Annotated in this window: 15 protein-coding genes; 6 read left to right on the plus strand and 9 right to left on the minus strand. The window is 63.5% G+C overall.

Annotation, left to right across the window (positions count from 1 at the left end; translation table 11 throughout):
* Nucleotides 1-55: 55 nt before the first annotated feature.
* Entirely contained in the window at nt 56-2,344 is a 2,289-nt protein-coding gene (locus AC1D0N_RS27435; RefSeq protein WP_477249221.1) for a hybrid sensor histidine kinase/response regulator, read from the plus strand.
* Nucleotides 2,345-2,641: 297 nt separating this feature from the next.
* Nucleotides 2,642-3,511 (plus strand): l-ornithine N(alpha)-acyltransferase, encoded by an 870-nt coding sequence (olsB, locus tag AC1D0N_RS27440; RefSeq protein ID WP_477249254.1) that lies wholly within the window; start codon nt 2,642-2,644, stop codon nt 3,509-3,511.
* A 115-nt stretch (nt 3,512-3,626) separates the two neighbouring features.
* On the opposite strand, the gene AC1D0N_RS27445 is transcribed toward olsB, so the two are convergent.
* A complete protein-coding gene (locus tag AC1D0N_RS27445; RefSeq protein WP_477249223.1) occupies nt 3,627-4,259 on the minus strand; it encodes a trimeric intracellular cation channel family protein in 633 nt (210 codons plus the stop codon).
* A gap of 117 nt (nt 4,260-4,376) precedes the next feature.
* Complete coding sequence (gene grpE / locus AC1D0N_RS27450) at nt 4,377-5,012, minus strand: nucleotide exchange factor GrpE (protein WP_477249225.1); 636 nt, start codon at nt 5,010-5,012, stop codon at nt 4,377-4,379.
* A 237-nt stretch (nt 5,013-5,249) separates the two neighbouring features.
* On the opposite strand from grpE, the gene AC1D0N_RS27455 reads away from it, so the two are divergent.
* From AC1D0N_RS27455 to AC1D0N_RS27465, 3 genes are all read left to right on the plus strand, one after another.
* Nucleotides 5,250-5,453, plus strand: a complete 204-nt coding sequence (locus AC1D0N_RS27455) for a hypothetical protein (protein WP_477249227.1) — start codon at nt 5,250-5,252, stop codon at nt 5,451-5,453.
* Between the two features lie 94 nt (nt 5,454-5,547).
* Nucleotides 5,548-6,570 (plus strand): fatty acid desaturase, encoded by a 1,023-nt coding sequence (locus AC1D0N_RS27460; protein ID WP_477249229.1) that lies wholly within the window; start codon nt 5,548-5,550, stop codon nt 6,568-6,570.
* 63 nt (nt 6,571-6,633) lie between these two features.
* Nucleotides 6,634-7,584 carry a phosphoribosylaminoimidazolesuccinocarboxamide synthase gene (locus AC1D0N_RS27465; RefSeq protein ID WP_477249230.1) on the plus strand — a complete coding sequence of 317 codons (951 nt, stop codon included), beginning with the start codon at nt 6,634-6,636 and terminating at the stop codon, nt 7,582-7,584.
* A 95-nt stretch (nt 7,585-7,679) separates the two neighbouring features.
* Here AC1D0N_RS27465 and AC1D0N_RS27470 read toward each other — a convergent pair whose 3' ends face one another.
* The 7 genes from AC1D0N_RS27470 to cysG form a co-directional block, all read right to left on the minus strand.
* Nucleotides 7,680-8,297, minus strand: a complete 618-nt coding sequence (locus tag AC1D0N_RS27470; RefSeq protein WP_477249232.1) for a DJ-1/PfpI family protein — start codon at nt 8,295-8,297, stop codon at nt 7,680-7,682.
* A 196-nt stretch (nt 8,298-8,493) separates the two neighbouring features.
* Entirely contained in the window at nt 8,494-10,098 is a 1,605-nt protein-coding gene (locus AC1D0N_RS27475) for a GMC family oxidoreductase (protein ID WP_477249234.1), read from the minus strand.
* Between the two features lie 95 nt (nt 10,099-10,193).
* On the minus strand, nt 10,194-10,727 hold the full coding sequence (locus tag AC1D0N_RS27480; protein WP_477249236.1) for a DUF934 domain-containing protein: 534 nt from the start codon (nt 10,725-10,727) through the stop codon (nt 10,194-10,196).
* A 112-nt stretch (nt 10,728-10,839) separates the two neighbouring features.
* Nucleotides 10,840-11,604 carry a phosphoadenylyl-sulfate reductase gene (locus AC1D0N_RS27485; RefSeq protein WP_477249238.1) on the minus strand — a complete coding sequence of 255 codons (765 nt, stop codon included), beginning with the start codon at nt 11,602-11,604 and terminating at the stop codon, nt 10,840-10,842.
* Nucleotides 11,579-13,249, minus strand: a complete 1,671-nt coding sequence (locus tag AC1D0N_RS27490; RefSeq protein ID WP_477249240.1) for a nitrite/sulfite reductase — start codon at nt 13,247-13,249, stop codon at nt 11,579-11,581. The genes AC1D0N_RS27485 and AC1D0N_RS27490 overlap by 26 nt, the downstream gene beginning before the upstream one ends.
* A 47-nt stretch (nt 13,250-13,296) precedes the next feature.
* On the minus strand, nt 13,297-13,602 hold the full coding sequence (locus tag AC1D0N_RS27495; RefSeq protein WP_477249242.1) for a DUF2849 domain-containing protein: 306 nt from the start codon (nt 13,600-13,602) through the stop codon (nt 13,297-13,299).
* A complete protein-coding gene (gene cysG, locus AC1D0N_RS27500; protein ID WP_477249244.1) occupies nt 13,599-15,053 on the minus strand; it encodes a siroheme synthase CysG in 1,455 nt (484 codons plus the stop codon). Before cysG ends, AC1D0N_RS27495 begins: the two co-directional genes overlap by 4 nt.
* A gap of 405 nt (nt 15,054-15,458) precedes the next feature.
* Here cysG and AC1D0N_RS27505 point away from each other — a divergent pair, with 405 nt between their 5' ends.
* Nucleotides 15,459-15,908, plus strand: a complete 450-nt coding sequence (locus AC1D0N_RS27505) for a baeRF12 domain-containing protein (protein WP_477249246.1) — start codon at nt 15,459-15,461, stop codon at nt 15,906-15,908.
* Nucleotides 15,909-16,252: the final 344 nt, after the last annotated feature.

Consider the following 16,252-nt stretch of genomic DNA (forward strand, 5'->3'; position numbering starts at 1 on the left):
AAATTCGAACGATCCGCCGCAGTCTTCCATAATCTCTGTTTGATAGGGATTTCGCATGATCGCGGAATCCGGCATCAGGGAGGCGGACAGTGCCGAAGGCATCGACGGGCTGAGCCCCGAGCTGCCGAAGCGGCGGATTCTCGTCGCGCCGCCGCTGGCGCCCGAACTGCCGCCCGCCACCCGCGAGGGCCTGCCCTTCCTGACGGTCGTCGCCATCGCCGTTCTGGCGGGACTGTCGCATCTGACCGGAGCGCCGATCTTCATCACCATCGGCTTGCTGGCGACCGGCATGGGCGGCCTCGTCATGCATCTGCGCGCCAGGCGCGCCGAGCGCCGGACAGTGGCCCTGCTCGACGAAGCCACGGCCCGCAGCCGCGCCGAGATCGAGACGCTGGCCGATCGCATGTGGGAGATGCAGGAGAGCGAGGAGCGTTTTCGCGGGCTCATCGATGCGCTGGGCGACCTCGTCGTCCATCGCGACCGCGACGGCCACATCGTCTATGCCAACAAGGTTTTCGCCGGCCTTGTCGAAATCGATCAGCGCGACCTTGCCGGCAAGACCCTGACCGAACTCGGCATCGACGTCGGCATTGTCCCCGATGCCGCCTTTTCGGATCACGAATGTTTGAGCTCCACCGACGTCGCCATCCGCACGCCGGCCGGGCCGCGCTGGTTCTCGTGGATCGAACTGTCGGTGCGCGAGAAGGACTCGGGCGCCGTCTCGCACCGGGCGATCGCCCGCGACATCACCGCCCGCAAGCGCGCGGAATCGTCACTGATCACCGCTCGCGAACGCGCCGAATATGCAAGCCAGGCCAAATCGCGCTTCCTCGCAACCGTCAGCCATGAAATCCGCACGCCGATGAACGGCATCATGGGCATGGCCAAGCTTCTGGCCGACACCCATCTTTCGCCTGAGCAGCGGACCTATGTCAGTGCCGTCTCGACCTCGGCCAGCGCACTGCTCGCCCTGATCGAGGACCTGCTCGACTATTCCAAGATCGAGGCAGGCCGCTTCGACCCGGAACCGCAGCCGACATCGCTGCGCGAAATCGCCGACAACATCATCGAACTGATGGCGGCGAAAGCCTTCGCCAAGAACATCGGCCTCGGCTGTCACGTCGAACCCGACGTGCCGCTGATGATCACAGCCGACCCCGGCAGGGTGAGGCAGGTGCTGCTCAACCTCATCGGCAATGCCGTCAAATTCACCGACAGCGGCGGCGTGCTGGTCAGCGTCGCACGGGCACGCACCGAGACGACCGACCGCATTTGCTTCATCGTTGCCGACACCGGCCCCGGACTGCGCGAGGACGACATGGAGCGCATCTTCGAGGAATTCGAACAATCCGACGGCACCTCGACCCGTGTGCATGGCGGCGCCGGCCTCGGTCTTGCCATCTCCAGGCGCCTGGTGACAGCCATGGGCGGCACCATCTCGGTGTCGAGCCGGCTCGGCGAAGGATCTGAATTCGTCTTCGAAATCCCGGCCATTGCGGCCACCGAGGCACCGCAAAACCGCCAGAGCATTCTATCGGGCCGGCACGCGGTGATCGTCTCGAAGAACGCCATCGAGGCCGATGCCATCGCCCGCACCATCCGTGCCCATGGCGGCGTCGTCAATCTGGCTGCTACCTCGGCCCAGGCGGCGCCTTTTGCCGCGGACTGCGACGTGCTTCTGATCGATGCGGCTATGGAAGACAGCGATGGCAGGCTGCTCAAGCGCCTGCGCCAGAGCGGCTTTGCCGATTGCGAGGCCATCACGCTGATCGCGCCGACCGACCGCGGCATGCTTGGCGAATTCCGCGCCAGTGGCTACGCCACCTTCCTGGCAAGGCCGGTGCGCGGCGAGACGCTGTTGCGCGTACTTTTGACCAGCCATGCCCCGACGCTGCCCAAGCCGCAGCCGGAAAAACGCGGAGCCCCCTCCATTCGTACCCTCGGTGGTCGCCGGCAAGGCCTGTCGGTGCTGATCGCCGAGGACAACGACATCAACGCCATGCTCGCCCGCGCCACGCTTGTGAAGGCCGGGCATCGCGTGAAAGTGGTCGGCAACGGCAAGGCCGCGGTCGAGGCCGTCACCGAGGCCGGGCTCAAACATCGTTTTGACGTGGTGCTGATGGACCTGCACATGCCCGTCATGGACGGGCTTGATGCGATCGCCGCCATCCGCCGCCACGAGGAGGAAATGGCGGTGCCGCCGGTGCCGATCATGGTGCTTTCCGCCGACAGCCAGGAAAAGACCCGCCACGCCGTGCTCGCCCACGGCGCCAGCGGCTTTGTCACCAAGCCGCTCGATCCCGACGCTTTGGTTCATGCCGTCGAAGGCCAGGTGGCCGCCTGAATTGGTATCCGCCCTTTCGCTTCCCAGATAATGTAGCCGGCTGACGGCCTTGGAGCGCCGCGTGTCTTGTGGGACGCGCCCGGACGTTGCAGCGCTTTTCGCTCGGCACATCATCCCTTGCGGAACCGAAGGCGAGTACGGCAAAACTGATTCCGCTTGCCGAAGTCGCGCGCTGGCCAGCCGGCGAAGTATTGCCCAGAACGCCGTATCACGGTACTGTCACAATCCTGTTGCACCTACACCGTATCCCCGTGCCAAGAGGGATGGCTCGAAGGAGAATCACTCGTGCATACAGTTATGCCGGAATGTGACACTCGGCCGAACGCCAGCAGCGCACTGCTCGCCGGGCGTAGCGCCGATTCCGTCATAAAAGGCGCTTCGCTCGGCCGGATCGGCAACCTCGAAGTGCGGCTCGCCCGCAACGAGGCCGAGATCGCCGCTGCCCAGGAAGTGCGCTACCGGGTATTTTATGACGAGCTTGGCGCCAGGAAGGACCTGTTCCAGGACCACCGCGACGCCGATCGGTTCGATCCGCTCTGCGACCATCTGCTCGTCTTCGACACCACGCTCTCCGGCCCCGAGCACCGCCGCATCGTCGGCACCTACCGCCTTCTGCGGCAGGAAATTGCGGCAACGGCAGGCGGGTTCTATTCCGAGGGTGAATTCGAGCTGACCAAGCTCATCGCCCGCCATCCCGGCCAGCGTTTCCTCGAACTCGGCCGCTCCTGCGTTTTGCCGGAATACCGCTCGAAGCGTACCATCGAGGCGCTGTGGCAAGGCATATGGGCCTATATCAAGCACTATGAGATCGGCGTGATGACCGGCTGCGCTTCGTTCCATGGCACAGTGCCGGCGGCGCATGCCGAGGCGCTCACCTATCTTGCCCATCACTGCCGGACCAACTCGGCCTGGGATGTACGCGCGGTCACCGGGCGCTATTGCTCGATGGATTTGATGCCGATCGAGGCGGTCAACACCAAGGCGGCCATTGCGGCCATGCCGCCGCTGGTCAAGGGCTATCTGCGCGTCGGCGCCCGCATCGGTGACGGCTGCGTCATCGACCGCGAATTCTCGACGGTCGACGTGTTCGTCGTGATGCCGGTCAAGGAAATCGGTGCGCGCTACGTCAACTACTATGGTGGGGAAGCCCAGCGCTTCGCCGCCTGACGCCAGCGAATAGCGAATAGCGAATAGCGAATAGCGAATAGCGAATAGCGAGAGCTACGCCGCAATCTTGCGGACTGCTATCCCCTATTCGCTACTCCCTATTCGCTACTCACTCTCAAGGAATGTCTTCCGGCCGCCGTCCCGGCCGGCTCTTGTAGGACGGAAACGACCAGCCGAACTTGAGTGCGCCGCCGCGCACCAGGAAAGCCGCTGCGAAGCCCGCCAGGCCGGCGGCAAACGGCGGCAACCCGGCGAGATCGCCCAGCGTGTAGAGGGCAGCACCGGCAAGGGCGGCGGTGACATAGATTTCGGGTCTCAGCAGCACTGACGGCTCGCCGGCCAGAAGGTCGCGCAGAATGCCGCCAAAGGTGGCGGTGAGCACGCCGGTGATGACTGACACGACCGGAGAGCCGGTGATGGCCAGACCCTTGGCAGCGCCCATCACCGAGAAGGCAGCGAGACCGACGGCGTCGAGCCAGAGCAGCAATTTGTAGCGGGACTCGACACGGTGCGCGCTGAAGAAGACCAGCACCGCAACCACCGCGCAGATCAGCACGTAGTCACGGTTGGCGACCCAGAACACCGGCAAATTGAGGATGACGTCGCGAAACGTGCCGCCGCCGATGCCGGTAACGCTGGCCAGGAACAGGAAACCGATAATGTCGAGCTGCTTGCGCGAGGCGGCAAGCGCACCTGTCGCCGCGAAGACGGCGACACCGGCATAGTCGAGGAGGTCGATGGGGTTCATGGGCGAACAATGAAAGAGTGAATAGCGAATAGGGAAATAGCGAATAGCACAAAGCCACGTGGCGGCTATTGGCTATTTCCCTATTCGCTACTCGCTATTCCCTACTCGCTTATCCGTTCAAGCGTCCCTCTCGGCCTCGTCATTGACCGGCCCAGGTTCGACAGGCGTTTCGCTCGCCACATATTTGGGGCCGCCCTTGGCGACGCCGACCATGGCCGGCCGCAGCACGCGCTCGCCGATCGAATAGCCCGGCTGAACGATCTGGACCACGGTGTTGGCCGGCACGTCCGGATTGGGCACCTCGAACATCGCCTGGTGGAAATTCGGATCGAACTTCTCGCCTTGCGGCTCGAGCTTCTTCACTCCGTGCCGCTCCAGCGCCGACAACATGGCGCGTTCGGTGATCTCGACGCCGTCGATCAGCGCCTTGAACCCGGCATCGCCCGAAGCCTTGGCCTCGGCCGGAATGGCGTCGAGCGCGCGGCGCAGATTGTCCGACACCGACAGCATGTCGCGGGCAAAATTGGCCACCGCATAGGTCCGTGCGTCATGCACGTCGCGCGCGGTGCGGCGGCGCAGGTTTTCCATCTCGGCCGCGACGCGCAGCGCGCGGTCCTTCAGCTCTTCGTTTTCCTTCAGAAGCCGCACCAGCGCTTCATAGTCGCCGTCGATGCTGCCTTCGGCGCGCTCGCCAATGGCCTCGGCCGTTTCGATGTCCTCGGGCGCGCGTTCGTCTTTCGTCTGGTCGCTCATCGCCGTTTCCCGTCATTTCGAATGGTTCGGATTTGTGCCCGATATCGAGGTTTGGCAGCCAAAAATCAAGGGGTAAGCGGTATTGACGGCCACCTGTCGCGCCTGGCCGGTGCGTTGCGGAGGCGTTCCATTTTAATTCAAATTTTACTGTAATCACCGGCTTTGCTTGCCTGAATGTTGCGATGGGGGAACCATTCCCTTGCTGGAGGAGTTTCGGTCTCGACAAAGGATTTTGAGATGATGACCCGCAACAATGGCGACAGGCGCGAAAGTCTCGCTGCCGATATCAGGCGCCAGTTCACCACCGAGGCAACGACCCGCTTCCTGCGCACACTGCCGGCCTTCCGCACCGAGGCCGACATTCCCGACCATTTCAGGGACCTGCTCGACCGGCTGGACGGTGTGGAAGGCAGCCTGGCCGGCGGTGACCGCCGGCAATAGCGCCACGGACGGCTTGCATCGCGCGACATTTACGCACAGTAATTTGGCGTGATCTGCGCCTTGCGGCAGCGGCGGGCTGCGTCTATGCTTCCTGATGAACATGATTTCCCCCGAGGCTGCTGCCAACAGCAGGCGTGCCTGGTTGAAGATTCTAGCGCGCTACAAGAAGCCTGACAGGCGACGCAGCACCCTCGAACTTGCAATCACCCTCATCCCTTTCGTCACGTTATGGGCGCTGTCTTCGGCCGCCTATTCCTATGGCCATTGGTGGGGTTTGATCCTCATCGTCCCGGCGGCGGCCTTTCTGGTGCGGATTTTCATGATCCAGCACGATTGCGGCCACGGCTCCTTCTTCGCCAATCGCTATGCCGACGACTGGATCGGCCGCAGCCTGGGCGTGCTGACGCTGACGCCCTATGATTGCTGGCGCCGCGCCCACGCCACCCATCACGCCAGCGCCGGCAATCTCGACGAGCGCGGCATGGGCGACATCAGGACGCTGACCGTCGCCGAATACCGGCAGATGTCGTGGCGAGGCCGTCTTGGCTATCGTCTCTATCGCCATCCGCTGGTGATGTTCGGCCTTGGGCCGATATGGCTTTTCATTTTTGAGCAGCGGCTGCCGGTCGGCATGATGCGGGGTGGCCTGACGCCCTGGGTGTCATCGATGGCCACCAACCTCGCCATCGCGCTCGCCGCGGCAATCCTCATCTGGTTTGTCGGTCCCGGCGCGTTCCTGGTCGTCCATCTGCCCATCGTCATCCTCGCCGGTTCGGCCGGCGTCTGGCTGTTCTACGTCCAGCACCAATTCGAGGAGACAGAGTGGGCGAAGGATTCCGAATGGGAATTCCAGCATGCGGCGCTGCATGGATCGTCCTACTATGACCTGCCGCCGGTGCTGAACTGGTTCACCGGCAACATCGGCGTTCACCACGTCCATCACCTCTCCGCCAAGGTGCCGTGCTACCGGCTTCCGGAAGTGCTGCGCGACTATCCGGAACTGCGCAACATCGGCCGCGTCACGCTTCTCGACAGCCTGCGCTGCGTCAAGCTGGCGCTGTGGGACGAGAACCGCCGCAAGCTGGTGTCATTCCGCGAAGCGCGGATGGCGATTTAGCACCAATCGGATCGGGCGCAGCGCGAGCCGGATCTGTAACCCCACCGACAGACGATATCCTTCATGAGCGATCTCCGCGTTCTCACAGATGCCTTCATTCCCGAACTGCCGAACCGCTACAACGGCAAGGTACGGGACAATTACGACCTGCCGGACGGGCGACGCATCATTATCGCCACTGACCGCATCAGTGCCTTCGACACCATCCTGACCTCGATCCCGTTCAAGGGAGAGATCCTGACGCAGATTGCCCGGCACTGGTTCGAAGAGACCGCCGATATCTGCCCGAACCATGTGCTTGAATATCCCGACCCCAACGTTGTCGTTGGCACGCGGCTCGAAATCCTGCCGGTCGAAATTGTCGTGCGTGGCTATCTCGCAGGAACCACCAGCACGTCAATTCTGACCAAATACAAGAACGGCGAGCGGCATATGTATGGCACCGTCCTGCCGGACGGATTGCGCGCCCACGAAAAGCTTCGCCAAGCGATCATCACCCCGACCAGCAAGGCTTTTGACGGCGGTCATGATGAACCCCTGTCCGAAGCCGAAATCATCGAGCAAGGGCTTCTCACACCGGCGCAATGGCAGACCGTTTCAAGCTACGCCTTGCAGCTGTTCGCGCGAGGCCAGAGGCGCGCTACCGAGCGTGGCCTGATCCTCGCCGACACGAAATACGAGTTCGGCGTCGACAAGGACGGGACGATCGTTCTTGCCGATGAAATCCATACGCCCGACAGCAGCCGCTACTGGATCGCGACGACCTACCAACAGGCGCTCCAGAACGGCACGCGGCCGGACAGTTTTGACAAGGATTTCATTCGGTCGTGGGTCTCGGCCCGCTGCGATCCTTACAAGGAACCGATCCCGAGGATTCCCGACGAGATCATCAACCAGACTTCACGGGTTTACGCGCAGGCCTATGAAGCGATCACCGGCAGGGAATTCGTGCCTGATCTCACTGGCGACACCGTGCTGGATCGCATCCGCGGCAATCTCAAGCGTTACTTCTGACGGATTCGATTTCCCGGCCGATGCGATAGAGCCTCGAAAGCAAAGGGCCGCCGCCGCACCCCATGCGGCGCGGCGGCATTGGCAAAAATCCCGGATCAGGCCGCCTTGCGCTCGTCGCGCAGGATCTCGCCATGGCGGATTTCGGTGCCGAGCACTTTCAGGCATTCGCGCATGAAAGCGGCCAGCCCGGGCCAGCCCTTGGCCGACACCAGATTGCCGTCGACATGGGCGCCGGTTGGCGCGACATCGATGTAGATGCCGCCGGCCAGCGTGACCTCCGGCTCGCAATACTGCAGTGCTGCCACTTGGCGGCCGCGCACGACGCCGTCGACCGCAATCAGGATCTGCACGCCGTGGCAGATGGTGAAGATCGGCTTGCCGGTTTCGTGGAAATGCCGCACCAGCGCCTGGACCCGCTTGTCGATGCGAATGTATTCCGGCCCGCGCCCGCCCGCCGCATAGACGGCGTCGTATTCGGCCGGTTTCACCTCGGAAAAGGTCTTGTTGAGGATGTAATCGTGGCCGAGCTTTTCCGTATAGGTCTGGTGACCCTCGAAATCGTGCAGCGACGTCTTGAGGATGTCGCCCGCCTTCTTGTCGGGGCAGACGACATGCACGGTGTGGCCAACCGCATGCATGGCCTGTTCAAAGACGAAAATCTCGTATTCCTCGCTGAACTCACCAACGAGCATCAATATCCTCTTGCCTGCCATTCCGGTTCCTCCCTTGGTGGTCATTTATTTCGGATTACGAAATAATGGACCTATCCTAAGGGCAAGACGGCAAAAGGAAAAGCGTGATTCGCACAATTGGTCTGACCAGATTTTGCGCAATGCAGCCGATGCCGCACCAGAATTCTTCGCGATGGACAAAAGGGGCATGACTGGTTCGACCAGAGACAGGTGACGATCAGGCGGCCTTGATCATGTCGGCCGCCTTTTCGGCAATCATGATCGTCGGCGCATTGGTGTTGCCGCCGATTAAGGTCGGCATCACCGAGGCGTCGACAACACGCAGCCCTTGCAGCCCGCGCACCCTGAGCTGCGGGTCGACCACCGCCATCTCGTCGACGCCCATCTTGCAGGTGCCGACCGGGTGATAGATCGTGTCGGCGCGCGCGCGGATATGCGCCATCAGTTCGGTATCGCTGGCAGCGCCGGCGGTGTAGATTTCCTTGTGGCGATACTTCGCCAGCGCCGGCGCCTCCAGGATGCCGCGCATCATCCTGACCCCCTTGAGCAAAAGGTGGCCATCGCGTTCGTCGGAGAGAAAGCGCGGGTCGAGGCGCGGCGGCGCCAGGGGATCTGGCGTCGACAGCCCGACCGTGCCGCGCGAATGCGGCCTGAGCACGCAGACATGGCAGGAAAAGCCATAGCCCATATGCAGCTTGCGGCCGTGATCGTCGACGATAGCAATGCAGAAATGCAGTTGCAGGTCGGGCCGGTCGATCGCCGGATCGGATTTGAGGAAGGCGCCACCTTCCGCATAGGGCGTGGCGATCATGCCGCTGCCGTCCTTGCGCCAGCGCAGCATGTGCCGCAGCAGGCCAGGTGTGCCGCGCAGGCCGATGCCCATCAGGTCGGTCTCCCTGGACGTCCAGGCCAGGATGAAATCGAGATGGTCCTGCAAGTTCTGTCCGACACCGGGCAGTTCGTGGACGACCGGAACCCCGTGCATGGCAAGTTCGGCCGCCGGGCCGATGCCGGACAGGAGAAGAAGCTGCGGCGATCCGAAAGCGCCGCCGCACAGGATCACCTCGCGCCTGGCTTCCGCCACGGCGTCGCTTTTGCCCGCGCGGTAGCGCACGCCGGTGGCGCGCCTACCGTCAAGGACGACGCCGGTGGCATGCGCGCCGGTGATGACGGTCAGGTTCGGCCGGCTCATCGCCGGATGCAAGTAAGCGGCAGCCGCCGAGCAACGTTCGCCGGCGCGAGCCTCGCCCCAGAACTGCGTCACCTGATAAAGCCCTGCCCCCTCCTGCTCCGGCCCGTTGAAATCATCGTTGCGGCGGATCTGGTTTTCACCGCAGGCCTCGACAAAGGCCTTGGCGATCGGGCGCGGCTCCCGCTGCTCGCCGACCCGCAATGGCCCGTCGCCGCCATGCAACGCGTCGGGGCCGCGCTGATTGCCTTCGGCGCGCCGGAAATAGGGCAGCACCTCGTCCCACGACCAGCCGTCGCAACCGAGATCGGCCCATTCGTCATAGTCGCCGCGATGGCCGCGCGTGTAGAGCATGGCATTGATGGCGCTGGAGCCGCCCAGCGCCTTTCCGCGCGGCTGGTAGCCCTTGCGCCCGCCCAAGCCCTCCTGCGGCACCGTCTGGAAGGCCCAGTTGTTGATCTTCGGCCGGCCCGGCAGCAGCGCGATGATGCCTGCCGGCGCGCGGATGAGCAGATCCTTGCCCTCGCCGCCAGCCTCGATCAGGCAGACCGTTTTCGAGGCATCTTCGGAGAGCCTTGCGGCAAGCGTGCAGCCGGCCGAACCGCCACCGGCGATGACGTAATCGTAGCGCATGGTCTCCTCCCTGGCGCCCGGCGGATGTTTCCGTCCGGACGGTCAGAGAAGGCCTGATCGCAGCCGATGTAAAGTCGTGTGGGATTACCGCAACGTCAGCCGGCGCGTTCGCGCCGCCAGGAGTACTTTGGTCCCTTGGGCTCCGGCTCGGCGGTTGGCTGATAGTACAGCGACAGGCCGCCGGTGCGGCCTTCCTCGAGCCGCTTCAAAAGCACCGGATGCGAGACCTCGAACTCGTCGAAGCCGAGCCGCAGCATGTGCGGCAGCTGATCGACGAGAACCTGGCCGGAGGCGCGCACCGCGCCCTCGAAATGGTAGCGGCTGCGCAGCAACTCGCCCTTGGAGAAGGAGCGGCCGTCGCTGAACGCCGGGAAGGCCAGCGCCACCAGCGACAGCTGGTCAAGCAGGTCGGCAATCTTTTCCAGCGGGTCGCCGGGCTGAAGCAGCACCCCGATGCGCTCCTTCGCCGACCGGCGCACCTCCGGATCAAGGCTGAGAAACGCCTGCAGCGGCAGGATGAAGCGACCGTTGCCGGACAGCGCCTCAGCGCTTTCGGCATGCGCCCACTCGTCCTCGCGAAAACCCGTCGGGGTCCAGAGGCGGGTCTCCGGTGTCGTCTGTTCTGTCATCAAATTCCTAAAGCCCCAAAGAATCGAAAGTTTGCTGAAAGTCAGTCCAGACCAAGCCGGCGGCTTCAGGGTGGGGACCGCCGTTTGCAGGCCGGCTGAATACCAACATACCCTAAAGGGAGGCGTCGGTCAGCGACTTCTCCAGCCCCGACAAATGGATGCCGCACTCGGTCTTGGCATGCCCGGCCCAACGGCCGCTGCGCGCATCATCGCCCGGCTGCACCGGCTGAGTGCATGGGAAGCAACCGATCGACAGATAGCCATAGGCGACCAGCGGATTCTCGCGCAGCGCATGCGCGCGCATGTAGTCGGCCTGGTCGGACGTCGTCCAGCGCGCCAGCGGGTTGATGCGAATGCGCGAACCGACCGCCTCGAAGATGGGAAGCGATGCCCGTGTCGCTGCCTGGAAGCGCTTACGGCCGGTGAACCAGGCGCGGAACGGCTCAACGCCGCGCGCCAGCGGCTCGACCTTGCGCACATCGCAGCAGGCGTCGGTGTCGGTTTGGTTCAGATTGCCGGTCGGATCGATACGCGAAAGCGCCGCCTCGTCGGGGGTGATCACGCGGATGTCGGTCAGGCCGAAATCGGCGACGAGCGCGTCGCGGTAACCGAGCGTCTCCTCGAAATGCTTGCCGGTGTCGAGAAAGATCACCGGCAGCGTGCGGTCGATCTTGGCGATCATGTGCAGCAGCACGGCTGAATCGGCGCCGAACGATGAAACGGCGGCGATCTCGCCATGAAAAAGTTCCCTGGCCGAGCGCTCGATGATCTCGAGCGGGGTCAGATGACCATAGAGCGCGTCGAGCCCGGCTGCCTGCGCAGCGATGCCTTGCTCGACGTCGACGATCCGGTCAAGCGGCCTTGGTTTCGCCAGCATAGAGCGCCTCCTTGAACGGCGCGGGACCGACACGGCGGTAGGCGTCGATGAATTTTTCTGTGCGATCGAGGCGAAGGCCGAGATAGGTTTCGACGATCTGCTCGATGGCGTCGGTGATTTCTTCCGAACTGAAGCCGCGGCCGATGATCTCGCCGACCGAAGTGTTTTCGTCAGCCGAGCCGCCAAGCGTCACCTGATAGAGCTCGGCGCCCTTCTTCTCCACCCCCAGAATGCCGATGTGACCGACATGGTGATGGCCGCAGGCATTGATGCAGCCGGAAATCTTCAGCTTCAGTTCGCCGATGTCGCGCTGCCGCTCCAGCGAGGCGAAGCGCAGCGAGATTTCCTGCGCGATCGGGATCGAGCGCGCCGTCGCCAGCGCGCAATAATCGAGGCCCGGGCACGAGATGATGTCGGTGATCAGGTTGGAATTGGCCGTCGCCAGTCCGATGTCGACCAGCGCGTCGTAGACTGCCTTGAGGTCGGCGCGCGCCACATGCGGCAGGATCAGGTTCTGCTCATGGCTGACGCGCAGCTCGTCGAAGGAATATTTTTCGGCGATGTCGGCCACTGCTTCCATCTGGCTGTCGGAGGCGTCACCCGGCGCTTCGCCGATACCCTTGAGCGAGATCGTCACCGCGGCATAGTCGGGATGGCGGTGCGTCACCACGTTCTGGTCGAGCCATTCCGAAAAGCTTTTGGAGTCGAGGCGAGCCAGCCTGACCGAAGCGTCGCCTTCCGGCCGGTCGCTCAGTCCGGGCGGCGCGAAATAGGCGTCGATGGCGCGGATGTCGGCTTCCGGCAGCTTCAGCTCGGCGTCCTTCAGTTCCAGCCATTCGGCCTCGACCTGGCGGGTGATTTCCTCGACGCCGGTCTCGTGGACGAGGATCTTGATGCGCGCCTTGTACTTGTTGTCGCGGCGGCCATAGAGGTTGTAAACGCGCAGGATCGCCGTGCAGTAGGACAGAAGGTCGGCCTCCGGCAGGAAGTCGCGGATTTTCTTGGCCACCATCGGCGTGCGGCCCTGGCCACCGCCGACATAGACCGCAAAGCCGAGTTCGCCAGCCGCGTTCTTCTTCAGATGCAGGCCGATGTCATGCGTCTGGATGGCGGCACGGTCGCGCTCGGCGCCGGTCACCGCGATCTTGAATTTGCGCGGCAGGAACGAGAATTCCGGATGCACCGACGACCATTGGCGCAGGATTTCCGCATAGGGGCGCGGATCGGCGACCTCGTCGGCGGCAGCGCCGGCGAAATGGTCGGCGGTGACATTGCGGATGCAGTTGCCGCTGGTCTGGATGGCGTGCATCTCGACGCTTGCCAGATCGGCCAGGATCGCCGGAATGTCGGACAGCGCCGGCCAGTTGAACTGGATGTTCTGCCGCGTGGTGAAATGGCCGTAACCCTTGTCGTATTTGCGGGCGATGTGGCCAAGCATGCGCAGCTGCTTGCCGCTCAGCGTGCCGTACGGCACCGCGATGCGCAGCATGTAAGCGTGCAGCTGCAGGTAGACGCCGTTCATCAGCCGCAGCGGCCGGAACTGGTCCTCGGTGATCTCACCGGCAAGCCGGCGCTCGACCTGGTCGCTGAACTCGGCGACGCGGGCCTGGACAAAATCGTGGTCGAACTCATCGTAACGGTACATGCTTCGTCTTTCCGGGCGCGTCCGCCCGCTTAAATCAATGTCGTCGTCTATGCCGCCCGGACGGCTTCCGGACGGGCCTGCTTGCCCAGATCGTTGCGATTGGTCGGGCCGGCGGCACGGATCTTTTCGCGCAGCCGCACCGCCTCGACGATACCGTCCACGACGGTCACGTCGATCAGATTGACGTCGACCACTTCGTTGTTGGCATAGGCCGCAGCACCGATTGCTTCCAGCCGGTCCTCGGCCGCCTTGTCATGGGCGAGATCTGCACTGTCGATCCTCTCCGCCCAGCCGCCATTGGCGTACCAGACGGCAATGCCATCGGTGAGGCGGTTTGCGGTCAGAACCTTCATTGTTCAACTCCTTGGGCGGCAGCAATGCTCGCACCTTCGTGCCTGTGTGTCGCCAGCGGCTCGGAACGTTCAAAATTGGCGCCGGCAACGGCATCGCCGATGATGGTCATCACCGGGCCGGTCAGGTCGACGCGCGCCTCCAGCGACGGCAGGTCGGCAAGCGTGCCGTGGAAGCGGCGGCGATTTTGCAGGCTGGCATTCTCGACCACTGCGACCGCCGTATCCGGAGAGAGACCAGCTTCGATCAGCCGTCCCGCAACCTCGGCCGCGACCGAGCGACCCATATAGACGGCGACCGTGGCGCCGGAAATGGCGAGCTTGGCCCAGTCGGGCAGCGAATTGCCTTTCAAGTCGTGGCCGGTGGTGAACACCATCGACGACGACACGCCGCGCAACGTCAGCGGCAGTTCGAAATCGGCGGCAGCGGCGAAGGCCGCGGTGACGCCCGGAACCACGTCATAGGCGATGCCGGCGTCGCGCAATGCCGCCATTTCCTCGCCGGCGCGGCCAAACACCAGCGGATCGCCCGACTTCAGCCGCACGACGCGCTTGCCGTCGCGGCCGAGTTCGACCAGCAGCGCGTTGATCTCTTCCTGGCTCTTGGAGTGGCAGCCCTTGCGCTTTCCGACAGGCAGGCGCTCGGCGTCGCGGCGACCCATAGCGACGATCGCCTCCGGCACCAGCGCGTCATAGACGATGACGTCGGCTTCCATCAGCAGGCGATGGGCGCGCAGGGTCAGCAGGTCCTCCGCACCGGGACCGGCGCCAACCAGAGCGATATGGCCCGAGGCGGGTGCGTTCGAAAGCAGTAGGCCGACTGCGGCATCATGCGCCTGCGAAAGCTCACCGGCCTCCACAGCACACGCCGGCGCGCCAGCGAAGAAATCGCCCCAGAAGCGGCGGCGGGAATTGCCTCTCGGCAGCAACTTTTCAGCGGCACCGCGGAACGAAGCGGCCAGCGTTGCCAGTGGCCCGAGCGAGGGCGACAGCATCTGGTCGATGCGGCTGCGCAGCATCTGCGCCAGCACCGGACCCGCCCCTTCCGTGCCGATGGCAATGGCAACCGGTGCCCGGTTGACCAGCGCCGGGGTGAAGAAATCGCAGAGCTCCGGCCGGTCGACGGCATTGACCGGAATGCTTAAGCGGCGCGCGTCCTCGGCGACGCGGCGGTCGAGCCCCTCATCGCCGCTGGCGGCAAACACCATGACGGCGCCGTCGAGATGCGCGGCATCGTAGGCGGCGGCAATGTGGATCGCGCCGCTTTGTGCGATGAAGGTCAGAAGCTCCGGTTCGGCGTTTTCCGCGATGATCCGTAGCACCGCGCTCGACTGGCCGAGCAGCCGCGCCTTGGCCAGCGCCTCTTCGCCACCGCCGACGATGGCCACAGCTTCGCCCTCGACCCGCATGAAGACGGGGAATGCATTGAGCTTTGGCGTTGTTGCCTGCGGCATGGCGAGCAGATTCCTGAACAGTTTGGCAGTTTTACGCGCGGGCGTGAAAAACCAGAAGGAACGCACTCCCGCATAGCTTCGCGGGAAGCAATCGCTTTTCTGCAAGGGTAACAGCCAAGAGAAAAATATTCCACATCCGCGCGGGGAGCGGATTCAAGCCGCTGTTGCAGGCCTTGTTCTGCGGCGCTTTTGGCGGCAAACGCGCCGTGTCACAAAACAGATTTTTCTAAATTCTACCAATTTACTAGATTAATGCTGCCCGTTCTTCCGCTGCCGGCGAAAGCAGTCAAGGGGGCCGCTGCCGTTTCAGCCCGGCAGGTGGAACATTCCTGCTTCGCCACGCGTTGGGCCTTACCGCAACAATCAGTCTTCGGCGGGACTTAAACCTTCGACAAGGAGCACGCGATGAGCAAAATCAACCTGAAACCTGGCCTCTGGGTCATGGTGGCCGATGGCGAAAAAGCGCTGTTCCTCAAAAACGAGGGCGATGGCCTCTATCCGAACCTTCGGCTCGTGCAGGAGATGAAGCAAGACAATCCGGCGACACGCGATCGAGGCAGCGACAGCCCCGGTCGCCACAACGATGGCCCATTGGCTCAGCGCAGTGCGGGCGAGGACACAGACTGGCACCGGCTGGGCAAGGAACGTTTCGCCGACGAGATAGCCGACCGGCTCTACAAGCTCGCCCACCACGGCATCTTTGACGAGATCGTATTGATCGCGCCGCCCTTGATGCTGGGCACCATGCGCAAGAAGCTGCACAAGGAAGTCAGCGACAAGGTGCAGGCCGAAATTTCCAAGACATTGACCAACCATGCCGTGATCGACATCGAGACCATGCTGCAGGCAGCCTGAAATCCAGTCTGGCTCCGACATTCACCGTTCGGCGCGTGCAGCGATTGTGCTGCGCGCGCCTTTCGCTTTCAGCGCCACGCGCCACCAATTCCGCCCTGCGGGGTTGGGTCGCCGACACCCTTGTATCTGCACGAGAGAGATTTCGTGGGATTGAAGCGGTTGAGCCAAGGTCCGGGCGGCCGCCCGGACCTTGGCTTGGTGAAGTCGCCCGTACCACCTGAGGTTACAGCCGCGGGAGAGCTTGGGATCTTCGCCTTCGTCACGCACGACCGAACAGTCGCTTGGTTCCAACCGTACGCACAAGGCAGGTTACCGTGAACAAGATCATTTGTGGAGTTGATGTT

The organism is Mesorhizobium sp. P2_E10 (assembly GCF_056404235.1).

Coding starts and splice junctions, on each gene's coding strand:
- AC1D0N_RS27435 (WP_477249221.1), top strand. CDS start 56: ATGATCGCGGAATCCGGCATCAGGGAGGCGGACAGTGCCGAAGGCATC.
- olsB (WP_477249254.1), top strand. CDS start 2,642: ATGCCGGAATGTGACACTCGGCCGAACGCCAGCAGCGCACTGCTCGCC.
- AC1D0N_RS27445 (WP_477249223.1), bottom strand. CDS start 4,259: ATGAACCCCATCGACCTCCTCGACTATGCCGGTGTCGCCGTCTTCGCG.
- grpE (WP_477249225.1), bottom strand. CDS start 5,012: ATGAGCGACCAGACGAAAGACGAACGCGCGCCCGAGGACATCGAAACG.
- AC1D0N_RS27455 (WP_477249227.1), top strand. CDS start 5,250: ATGATGACCCGCAACAATGGCGACAGGCGCGAAAGTCTCGCTGCCGAT.
- AC1D0N_RS27460 (WP_477249229.1), top strand. CDS start 5,548: ATGAACATGATTTCCCCCGAGGCTGCTGCCAACAGCAGGCGTGCCTGG.
- AC1D0N_RS27465 (WP_477249230.1), top strand. CDS start 6,634: ATGAGCGATCTCCGCGTTCTCACAGATGCCTTCATTCCCGAACTGCCG.
- AC1D0N_RS27470 (WP_477249232.1), bottom strand. CDS start 8,297: ATGGCAGGCAAGAGGATATTGATGCTCGTTGGTGAGTTCAGCGAGGAA.
- AC1D0N_RS27475 (WP_477249234.1), bottom strand. CDS start 10,098: ATGCGCTACGATTACGTCATCGCCGGTGGCGGTTCGGCCGGCTGCACG.
- AC1D0N_RS27480 (WP_477249236.1), bottom strand. CDS start 10,727: ATGACAGAACAGACGACACCGGAGACCCGCCTCTGGACCCCGACGGGT.
- AC1D0N_RS27485 (WP_477249238.1), bottom strand. CDS start 11,604: ATGCTGGCGAAACCAAGGCCGCTTGACCGGATCGTCGACGTCGAGCAA.
- AC1D0N_RS27490 (WP_477249240.1), bottom strand. CDS start 13,249: ATGTACCGTTACGATGAGTTCGACCACGATTTTGTCCAGGCCCGCGTC.
- AC1D0N_RS27495 (WP_477249242.1), bottom strand. CDS start 13,602: ATGAAGGTTCTGACCGCAAACCGCCTCACCGATGGCATTGCCGTCTGG.
- cysG (WP_477249244.1), bottom strand. CDS start 15,053: ATGCCGCAGGCAACAACGCCAAAGCTCAATGCATTCCCCGTCTTCATG.
- AC1D0N_RS27505 (WP_477249246.1), top strand. CDS start 15,459: ATGAGCAAAATCAACCTGAAACCTGGCCTCTGGGTCATGGTGGCCGAT.